The following is a 7086-nucleotide window of genomic DNA, read 5'->3' as shown; positions in this document are numbered from 1 at the left end:
CGCGCCGGGGAGAAGGCGGGCGTGGCACCGTCCGGGACCGGTCCCTGCGCGCGACACGGCCGGCTGCCCGGAGCCCCGGGTCGACGCGCCCGGCTCGACGCCCCGCCCGCAGCCGGATGATCCGGACGTCCGAAGGCCGCCCGCCTTCCCGCGGACCCGGCCGGCACGACGTGGGCGCCCGGCCGCGAAGCCCCGTCCGGCACCGGCGTGACAGGGCCGCCCGGCTACGGAGCTCCGACCGGCATCCGACGCGACCGGGCCGCCCGGCTGTGAAGCCCGACCGGCACCCGGCACGACCCGGGCCGCCCGGCTGCCGAGCCTCACCGGCTCCGACACGTGACCGCCATCCACACCTCGAGGGAAAGTGCTGACATGAAACTCCGCTGCGCCGTGCTCGACGACTTCCAGTCCGTCGCCGCCACCGCCGCCGACTGGTCGCCCGTCGCCGATGACGTCGACGTCGTCTCCTTCCCCGGTCACTTCGGCACCGAGGACGCCCTCGCCGCCGCCCTCGCCGACTTCGACATCGCCGTGACCCTCCGCGAGCGCGTGGCCTTCCCGGCGTCGTTGTTCGCCCGGCTGCCCCGGCTGAAGCTGCTCGTCGCGTCCGGGATGCGCAACTCCGTCATCGACTACGCCGCCGCCGAGCGGCACGGCGTCACCGTGTGCGGCACGGCCAGCTCCTCCACCCCGCCCGCCGAGCTGACATGGGCGCTGCTGCTCGGCCTCGCCCGCGGCATCGTGCCCGAGGCCACCGCCCTGCGCCTGGGCGGCCCCTGGCAGTCCACCGTCGGCGCCGACCTGCACGGCCGCCGCCTCGGCCTGCTCGGCCTCGGGAAGATCGGGGGGCGGGTCGCGCAGGTGGGCCTCGCGTTCGGCATGGACGTGGTGGCCTGGAGCCGGAACCTCACCCGGGAGCGCGCCGACGAGGTCGGCGTCGGCCTCGCGGCGTCGAAGGAGGAGCTCCTGGAGACCAGCGACTTCGTGTCCGTGCACCTCGCGCTGAGCGAGCGGACCCGCGGTCTCGTCGGCGCGGCGGAGCTCGGCCTGATGAAGCCCACCAGCTACCTGATCAACACCTCGCGGGCCGCGATCGTCGACCAGGACGCGCTCGTCGCGGCCCTGCATACCGGGGCCATCGCGGGCGCGGGCGTCGACGTGTTCGACATCGAGCCACTGCCCGTGGACCACCCGATGCGCACCTCGCCGCGCCTCCTCGCGACCCCGCACCTCGGCTACGTCTCCCGCGCCAACTACGCGACGTACTACGGCCAGGCCGTCGAGGACATCCGGGCGTACCTCGCGGGATCGCCGGTCCGGTTCCTCGGCGGGCACGCCGGGCCGGCCCGCGCGGACCTCGCCCGGACCGGGGCCGGGCAGTGACCGTCGACGCGGCCACCCTGCGCTCGGTGCTCCGGGCCCACGCGTCGGGCGTGGCGGTGGTCACGGCGCCCACCCCGGCCGGGCCGGCCGGGATGACCATCACCTCCTTCACCTCGCTCAGCGCCGAGCCGGCCCTGGTCTCCTTCGCGTTCGCCGACTCCTCGTCCACCTGGGCGCGGATCAAGGACGCGCGCTGGTTCGGCGTCCACGTCCTGGGCGCCGGCCAGACCGACCTGGCGGAACGGTTCGCCGCGCGGGGGACCGACCGGTTCGCGCCGCCCACGCGCTGGACCGGAGGCCCCCACCACGTACCGCTCCTGGAGGGCTGCCGGGCGCGGCTCGTCTGCTCGCGCCGCGACGTGATCCGCGCCGGCGACCACCACCTGGTCGTGGCCGCCGTCGAGCACGCGGAGCCCGGCGAGCCCGGCGACGGCCTGGTCCACCTGCGGGGCGCCCTGCGCGCCGTCGCCTCCACCGCGCCCGCACGGCCCTGACACCACGTCATAGGCGGGCACTGCGGGGAGTGCTGCAGGGAGCACTGCAGGCGGGCATCACCGGCGGGGCGCCACGGGAGGTCCCGGGGGCGCACCCCGGGACCTCCCCGTAGGTACGACCGGCGCGCGGTGCTCCGTTCGCTCCGCGAGCGCTGCTGATGAACCGGGCCCGCCCGGCGGTATATTCGCGCTGGGACGCGACACCGGAGGGGACCGCCTCATGTCGACCCCTGATCTCGCGACCACGTCCCTGGACCTGTCCGCCGTTCGGGGCCGGGTCGACGTCGTGCTGTCCGCTTTCCTGGAGGCGAAGGCCCGCGAGGCCGCCGCGGACAGCCATCCGGCCGTGGTCACCGCGTTCCTCCGGAACTTCCTCTTCTCCGGCGGCAAACGCCTGCGGCCCCTGCTGTGCGTCATCGGCTGGCATGCGGCGGGCGGCCACGGCATCCCCGCCCCCACCGTGAGGGTGGCGGCCTCGCTGGAGATGTTCCACGCGTTCGCCCTCATCCACGACGACCTCATGGACGATTCGGCGACCCGCCGCGGGCGGCCCACCGTGCACCGGGCCTTCGCCGACCGCCACCGCGCCGGACGCAGCAGGGCCTCCGCCGACCGGCTCGGCAGCAGTGCCGCCATCCTCATCGGCGACGTCGCCCTCGTCTGGTCCGACGAGCTCCTGCACACCGCCGGGCTGCGCCCGGGCCGCCTCGCGCGCGTCCTCCCGCTGATCGACACGATGCGCACCGAGGTGATGTACGGCCAGTGCCTCGACCTGCTGGCCACCGGCCGGCCCACCGCGAGCACCGCCCACGCGCTCGCGATCGTCCGCTGCAAGACCGCCAAGTACACGGTGGAGCGGCCCCTGCACATCGGCGCCGCCCTCGCCGGCGCCGGCCCGGCCTTCCGCGCCCTGCTCAGCGACTACGCGCTGCCCCTCGGCGACGCCTTCCAGCTCCGCGACGACCTCCTCGGCGTCTACGGAGACCCGGCCGTCACCGGCAAGTCCCGCCTGGACGACCTGAGGGACGGCAAGCACACCACCCTCGTCGCCCTGGCCCTCGAACGCGCCGACCGCGCCCAGCGGCGGGTCCTGCACACCCTGCTCGGCAACCCCGACCTGGACGAGAGGGGCGCCGACCGCATCCGCCGCCTGCTCGCCGAGACCGGCGCCCCCGCGACCGTCGAGCAGCTCATCCAGTCCCGCTGCGCCCAGGCCGAACAGGCCCTCGACCACGACGCGTTCCCGCCCGCCGCGCGCACGGCGCTGCGCGGACTGGCCCGGCAGGCCGCCGTACGGACCGCGTGACCGGGTGGACGCGCGGTCCGTACGGCGGCATGGCCTACGCCGGTGCGCCCGTGGCCGGGGCGCCGGCCGCGCTCAGCACTTGCCCGGGCCGACCCCGTCCATCCTGCCGCCGAAGTCCCGGAGGTAGGCGGAACGCCAGTCGCCGTTGTGGGTCACGCGCTTCTCGCTGGGCTCGTAGCCCATGAAGCAGGCGTCGGTGGAGGAGACGAACGAGCCGACGTGGTCGTGGAGCGCCGGCGGCAGGTCGCGGTAGCCGCTGTTGGCGGTCCACTCCCAGGCCTTGCCGCCGAAGTTCTCGGCGCTGTAGAAGCAGACCGACCCTCCCGGGCACGCGGGGGCCGCGGCGGCGGAGGCCGGCGGCGCGCAGGGCAGGCACAGGGCCGCCGCGGCTGCGAGAACGAGGGACGCACGGACGCGGGACGCGATCATTTCTTCCTCCGGGGATGTGCGTGGGGCGGGTTACGGAGAGAGCGTCCTGCGCGCGGAGCGGGGTACGGGCGCGACCTCCCCGGCGGCGCACCCGTAAGGAGCACACACGTGTCCGCCGCCCCGGGGACGCCCCGCGCCGGTCAGCCCTGCGGTGCCGAGGTGACCTTCTTGCCCTGGTCGTTCACCGCGAACCACAGCCCCTGCTTGCCCTGGCCCGCGGTGTCGCCGGGCTTCTTGTCGCCCGTGAACCAGTACACCGGCCAGCAGTCGACCGCCAGCTGCTTCGTGCCGTCCGGCCGCGTGACCGTGCTGATCAGCTTGTCGGGCACCCCGCGCACGGCGCTCTTCTCGACGGGCTCCGCGGGCTTCCACGTGTCCAGGCACGTGCCCGTGCAGGCGAACTTCATGGGCCAGGCGCTGTCCTTGCCGAACCGGTACAGCGTGCGGCCCTTCCCGTCGACGACGATCTTGCCGAGGGCGGGGTTGTCCGCCACCGAGACGCCGGCGGGGGCCTGTGCGTCCGGCTTCCCGTCCTGCGGCCCGGCCTGTTTGCCGCCTCCCTTGCCGTCGCCTTTGTCACCGTCCTTGCCGCCGCCGGCCTTCTTGCCGTCGGGAGCGAACGCGCTCCACGTGCCGCCGACGCCCTGCCCCTTGGTGTCGCCGGGCGCGGTGTCCTTGGCGTAGCGGTAGACGGGCCACCCCGCGAGGGTGAGCTGCTTGGTGCCGTCGGAGCGCTGGACCTCCCCGACCGCCGCCCCGATCCCGGACGCGGCGGTCGCGTCGCCGGCGGGCACGGGGGGCCAGGCCTTCGCGCAGTCGCCGTCGCACATGGAGGCGGGCGGCTGCGCCGTGTCCTTGTCGAAGCGGTAGAGGGTCATGCCGGCGCTGTCCGCGACGACGGAGCCGATCCCCGGCGCCTCACGCACCGTCATTTCCTTGGCAGGGGCGTTCTTGGCCTGCGTTTGCGAGGAGCCGCCGGAGCCGTAGGCGCCGGCCGGGCCGGCCCCGTACCCCTCGCCGATCTTCGAGGAGCTCCCGGCCGGGGCCTTGCCGTAGTCGTCCTTCGCGGACGAGCCGCTGCCGCCGCAGGCCGCCGTGAGCACCATGACCGTGATCGCCGTTCCCGCGAGGGAGGCGTGACGCAGCTTGTTCATGAACCGTCCTTTGCTCGTGTGCCGGCGGTGGTCCGCCGTTGCAGGGGAGATACGGGGCCGGCCCGCCGTACGCTCAGCGGGGCCGGAAACTTGTCATCCGGTGACAGAAACCGGCAGCAGGCGTTCAGCCGGCGGCCGCGATGCGCAGGGCGAGGGCGGGGCAGCGCCGCACCGCTCGCAGGGCCCGTCCGCGCATCCGTGCGGGCAGGGGCATGACGGCGCGTTCGGGATAGCCGTCCGCGCCGAGCCGCAGCAGCCCGGGGAGCAGGTCCGCGCACAGGCCGTGCCCACGGCACAGCGTCCAGTCCACCAGCAGCTGTTCGGCCGGGGCCTGTGCGGAGGACTCCGTACGGGCCCCGGACACGGCGGTGTGCAGCAGGTCCCCCTCGGGCAGCGGCAGGGCGCCGAGCACCGGGCGGGCGCAGCCGTGCCCGAGGGCGTGGGCCGCGAACTCGTCGGCGAAGACCGCGAGGGCGGACGCCACGAAGCGGGCGCTGCCGTCGGGGTGCCCGCACGCGCCGCGCTGCTCGACCGCCGACATCCGGGCGCGTGCGGCGTCCAGGGCGCGCTGCCCGCCGCCGTCCGCCGCCTCGGCGAGCGCGTCCGCGAGGGAGGGCAGGCCGAGGGCGCACGGCCCGCACTGCCCGGCCGACTGCGCCGCCAGCCACCGGGCCATCCGCACGACCTCGCCCACGGGGCAGGTCGTCTCGGGCAGCGGCAGCACCGCGCCGGCTCCGAGGACGCCGCCGGCCGCGGCGAGCGAGTCGCGGGAGACCGTGGCCGCGCGGGCCGCCTCGGGCGGCAGCCAGCTGCCGTGGTAGCCGCCGACCAGCACGCCCTGGCCCGGTGCGGTCCCGCACAGGTCGAGGATGTACGTCAGGGGCACGCCGGTCGGGGTCTCCACGACGTGGGTGCCGGCCACGGTCAGCATCACGGTGCCGGGCTCGGTGGGCAGCCCGCACGCGCCGTAGCCCGTGGCCCCGAGCCGCGCCGCCGCGGCGAGCTGGGCGAACGTCTCGGTGTTGGAGAGCAGGGTGGGCGCGCCGCCGAGCCCGCTCTCGCTCGTGCGGACCCTGCGCCCGGACGGCAGGGCCGGGCCGCCGTCGATGCCGCGGACGAGCGCGGAGCTCTCGCCGGTGACGAAGCGCTCGGGCAGCAGGGTCACGTCGGCCCGCGGCCCGGGCTCCGGCCCGCGTTCGGCGAGCGCGCGGCGCACCGACCGCTCGACGTCGGGCCGGGTCACCCCGACGGCCACGCGGTCGGCGCCGAGGGCCTGCGCGGCCATGAGCGCGCCGTCGAGAACGAGGTGGGGGGCGTAGAGCAGCAGGGCCGTGTCCTTGAGGCAGCCGGGCTCGCCCTCGCTGCCGTTGACGACGACGGCCGCGGAGGAGCCCTTGCGCCGCTGGGCCGCGGCGACGGCGCGCAGCTTGCGGGCGAACAGGAAGCCCGCGCCGCCCCGGCCGCGCAGCCCGATGTCCTCGGCGAGGGAGGCGAGTTCCTCCGCGTCCGGGCCGGGGGCGGGGCCGTGCGCGGCCAGGTGGGCCTCGCGGTCCATCCACGCCGTCTCGTCCAGCCCCGCGAGCAGCCGCGGCGGACCGACGGTGGCGAGCGAGGGCACGGGCGCGGGTGCGGTGCGGTTCACGCCTGCCCCCCGGGGCCGGTGCGCTCCGCGCGTTCCTCGCGCAGCCGTGCGCGCAGGCGCAGGGTCAGGGCGGCGGCCACTCCCGCCAGGCACAGCGCGTACGCCGCCGTGGCCCAGCCGGCCGCGGGCCGGCCCGCGTGCAGGCCATGCACCAGGGCCGCGCCCCAGGCCGGGTAGGCCGCCATGTGCAGGGCCCGCCAGCGGCGCGAGCCGCCGACGCCGCTGAACGCGCTGCGGAACGCCCCGCTGACGGCGACCGCGACGAAGAGGTAACCCGCCATCGTGCCCAGGCCGATCAGGAACGGTTGCCCGTTGTCGGCGAACGGAACGGCCGCGGCCGCCGGGCTGGTACGGTCCTCGGCAACCTTGACCCAGATGTGCAGGGCGAGAAAGCCGAGCCCGGCCACGGCCAGCCCGCGGTGCACGCCCTGGGCGAGGAGGCGGTGGGCCGGGCCCAGCAGCCGCCGGCCGGTTGCGGCCAGACCCCACAGCACCGTGGAGGTGAGCGAGACGAGCGCGAGCACTCCCGCGCCGAAGTCGAGGAACTCCTGTGTCCGTTCGGCCACGCCGGCCTGTGCGGCGACGGCGAGGAGCAGCAGGATCGCCGCGGGCAGGGCCGGGCGGGCCGAGGGCCGCAGCTGCGGCCGGCCCCGCGCCCTGCCGGCCCGGCCCCCGGCG

At 76.2% G+C, this 7086-nt stretch carries 7 protein-coding genes; 3 read left to right on the top strand and 4 right to left on the bottom strand.

Annotated features, from left to right (window positions below):
• Positions 1-372 precede the first annotated feature (372 nt).
• From B7P34_RS34260 to B7P34_RS34250, 3 genes are all read left to right on the top strand, one after another.
• Positions 373-1383, top strand: a complete 1011-nt coding sequence (locus B7P34_RS34260) for a D-2-hydroxyacid dehydrogenase family protein (RefSeq protein ID WP_106682056.1) — start codon at positions 373-375, stop codon at positions 1381-1383.
• Complete coding sequence (locus tag B7P34_RS34255; RefSeq protein WP_106682055.1) at positions 1380-1877, top strand: flavin reductase family protein; 498 nt, start codon at positions 1380-1382, stop codon at positions 1875-1877. Before B7P34_RS34260 ends, B7P34_RS34255 begins: the two co-directional genes overlap by 4 nt.
• A gap of 220 nt (positions 1878-2097) precedes the next feature.
• The gene (locus tag B7P34_RS34250) at positions 2098-3183 is read left to right on the top strand and encodes a polyprenyl synthetase family protein (RefSeq protein WP_106682054.1); all 1086 of its coding nucleotides are present in this window, start codon (positions 2098-2100) and stop codon (positions 3181-3183) included.
• A gap of 72 nt (positions 3184-3255) precedes the next feature.
• Here B7P34_RS34250 and B7P34_RS34245 read toward each other — a convergent pair whose 3' ends face one another.
• The 4 genes from B7P34_RS34245 to B7P34_RS34230 all read right to left on the bottom strand — a co-directional run.
• Positions 3256-3612, bottom strand: a complete 357-nt coding sequence (locus B7P34_RS34245) for a peptidase inhibitor family I36 protein (RefSeq protein ID WP_106682053.1) — start codon at positions 3610-3612, stop codon at positions 3256-3258.
• A 140-nt stretch (positions 3613-3752) separates the two neighbouring features.
• Entirely contained in the window at positions 3753-4766 is a 1014-nt protein-coding gene (locus B7P34_RS34240) for an SCO0930 family lipoprotein (protein WP_106682052.1), read from the bottom strand.
• Between the two features lie 124 nt (positions 4767-4890).
• Entirely contained in the window at positions 4891-6408 is a 1518-nt protein-coding gene (locus tag B7P34_RS34235; protein WP_223268536.1) for an NADH-quinone oxidoreductase subunit NuoF family protein, read from the bottom strand.
• The coding region (locus tag B7P34_RS34230; RefSeq protein WP_223268535.1) for a hypothetical protein at positions 6405-7086 on the bottom strand (682 nt) is incomplete at its 5' end. The genes B7P34_RS34235 and B7P34_RS34230, both read right to left, overlap by 4 nt.

This window comes from Streptosporangium nondiastaticum, from assembly GCF_003011965.1.
GTDB lineage: Bacteria > Actinomycetota > Actinomycetes > Streptomycetales > Streptomycetaceae > Streptomyces > Streptomyces nondiastaticus.
The sequence above is the reverse complement of the archived record's forward strand: the minus strand, read 5'-3'. Positions and strand labels throughout refer to the sequence as shown.